This is a genomic window from Corallococcus sp. 4LFB (assembly GCF_046520365.1).
Lineage (GTDB): Bacteria > Myxococcota > Myxococcia > Myxococcales > Myxococcaceae > Corallococcus > Corallococcus caeni.
Genome location: NZ_JBKGHJ010000800.1, coordinates 1 through 2,517, shown reverse-complemented (window position 1 = coordinate 2,517; position 2,517 = coordinate 1). Strand labels below are relative to the sequence as shown.

Here is a 2,517-nt window from a genome sequence, read left to right as displayed (position 1 = left end):
CGGCGGCGTGGCGGTGCCGGACGCGACCGGGGCCAGGTGCGCTTCAGGCAGGGGCCCCAGGGCGCGGCCGGCGGCTTCACCGCCCTGTGACACGTCCTCGTCCGCGCCCTGGTACTCCGGGGGCAGGTAGAGGGTGAAGGTGCTGCCCTTGCCCGGCTCGCTCTCCAGCCGGATTTCGCCGCCCAGCAGCTTGGCGATTTCGCGGCTGATGGACAGGCCCAGGCCGGTGCCGCCGTACTTGCGCGCGGTGGAGCCGTCCGCCTGCTGGAACGCCTCGAAGATGATGCGCTGCTTGTCCTTGGCGATGCCGATGCCGGTGTCCTTCACGGCGAAGGCCAGCACGTGGCGCGAGCGGCGCAGCGCCTCGTGGTCGAAGCGCATTCCCTTGTCCGCCATGCGCACGGTGAGCTTCCACGCGCTCCCGTCGTCGGTGAACTTGAAGGCGTTGGAGAGGCAGGTTCTTGAGCACCCTGCTGCAGCCGGCTGCGGGTTCCGTGCGCACGTGGCGCGGCGTGCCGGCCAGCACCTCCACCTGGAAGGTGAGGCCCTTCTGGTCCGCCACCGGGCGGAAGCTGCGCTCGATGAACTGGTTGAGCTCCGTGAGGACGATGTCCCGGGGCTCCACCTGCATCTTGCCCGCCTCCACCTTGGACAGGTCGAGGATTTCATTGATGAGGCTGAGCAGGTCGCCGCCGGACGCGTAGATGGTGTTGGCGTACTCGACCTGCTTGTTGGACAGGTTCCCGTCCTTGTTGTCGGACAGCAGCTTGGCCAGGATGAGCAGCGAGTTGAGCGGCGTGCGCAGCTCGTGGCTCATGTTGGCCAGGAACTCGCTCTTGTACTTGGAGATGATGGTGAGCTGCTCCGCCTTCTCCTCCAGGCTGACGCGCGCCAGCTCCACCTCGCGGTTCTTCTCCTCCACGCGGGTGTTCTGGTCCGCCAGCTCCTTCGCCTTGTCCTCCAGCTCGATGTTGGTGCGCTTGAGCTCGTCCTGCTGCTGGGTCAGCTCGCGCGACTGGCTCTGGAGCTCCTGGGTCAGGCGCTGCGACTCGGAGAGCAGCGTCTCCGTGCGCATGTTCGCCATGATCATGTTGAGCACCACGCCGATGCTCTCCGTCAGCTGGTCCAGGAAGATTTGATGGATGGCGCTGAACGGGTGGAACGAGGCCAGCTCGATGACCGCCTTCACCTCGCCCTCGAAGAGGACGGGCAGGACGATGATGTTGAGCGGGGCGGACTCGCCCAGGCCGGAGGAGATGGTGATGTAGTCCGCTGGCACGCGCGTGAGGAGGATGGTCTTCTTCTCCAGCGCGCACTGCCCGACCAGGCCCTCACCCAGCCGGAAGCGGTTCGCCAGGTGCTTGCGCTCCCGGTACGCGTAGGTGCTGGTGAGCTTGAGGGACGGGACGCCGCCCTCGGGGTCGGAGAGGAAGAAGGCGCCGTGGTGCGCGGACACCAGCGGGGTCAGCTCGCTCATGATGAGGCGGCTGACGGCGTCCAGGGACTTCTGGCCCTGCATCATGCCGCTGAACTTCGCCAGGTTCGTCTTGAGCCAGTCCTGCTCCTGGTTCTTCTGCGTCGTTTCACGCAGGTTGACGATCATCTGGTTGATGTTGTCCTTCAGCGCCGCGACCTCGCCCTCCGCGACGACCGTGATGCTGCGGGTCAGGTCGCCCTTGGTCACGGCGGTGGCCACGTCGGAGATGGCGCGCAGCTGGCTGGTGAGCGTACCGGCCAGCTGGTTCACGTTGTCCGTCAGCTGCCGCCACGTGCCGCGCGCACCGGGCACGCGGGCCTGGCCGCCCAGCTTTCCTTCGATACCCACCTCGCGGGCCACCGTGGAGACCTGCTCCGCGAAGATGCCCAGCGTGTCGGTCATGTTGTTGATGGTGTCCGCGAGCGCCGCGACCTCGCCCTTCGCGTCCACGATGAGCTTCTGGGTCAGGTCGCCGTTGGCCACCGCCGTCACCACGCGCACGATGCCGCGCACCTGGGTGGTGAGGTTGGAGGCCATGAAGTTCACGTTGTCCGTGAGGTCCTTCCACGTGCCGGCCACGCCGGGCACGCGGGCCTGGCCGCCCAGCTTGCCTTCCACTCCCACCTCGCGGGCCACCGTGGAGACCTGCTCCGCGAAGATGCCCAGCGTGTCGGTCATGTTGTTGATGGTCTCCGCCAGGGCGGCCACTTCGCCCTTCGCGTCCACCACCAGTTTCTGCTTGAGGTCGCCGTTGGCGACCGCGGTCACCACCTTCACGATGCCGCGCACCTGCGTCGTGAGGTTGCGGGCCATGAAGTTCACGTTGTCCGTGAGGTCCTTCCACGTCCCGGACACGCCCTTCACTTCCGCCTGACCGCCCAGCTTGCCGTGCGTGCCCACCTCACGGGCCACGCGGGTCACTTCCGAGGCGAAGCTGTTGAGCTGGTCCACCATCGTGTTGATGGTGTTCTTCAGCTCCAGGATTTCGCCCTTCGCGTCGACGGTGATCTTCTTGGACAGGTCGCCGTTCGCGACCGCCG

Annotated in this window: 1 pseudogene; it reads right to left on the bottom strand. The window is 66.8% G+C overall.

Features of this window, described 5'->3' with window-relative positions:
- Positions 1-2,517 (bottom strand): annotated as a pseudogene (locus tag ACLEQD_RS41305) (HAMP domain-containing protein); the annotation flags it as partial.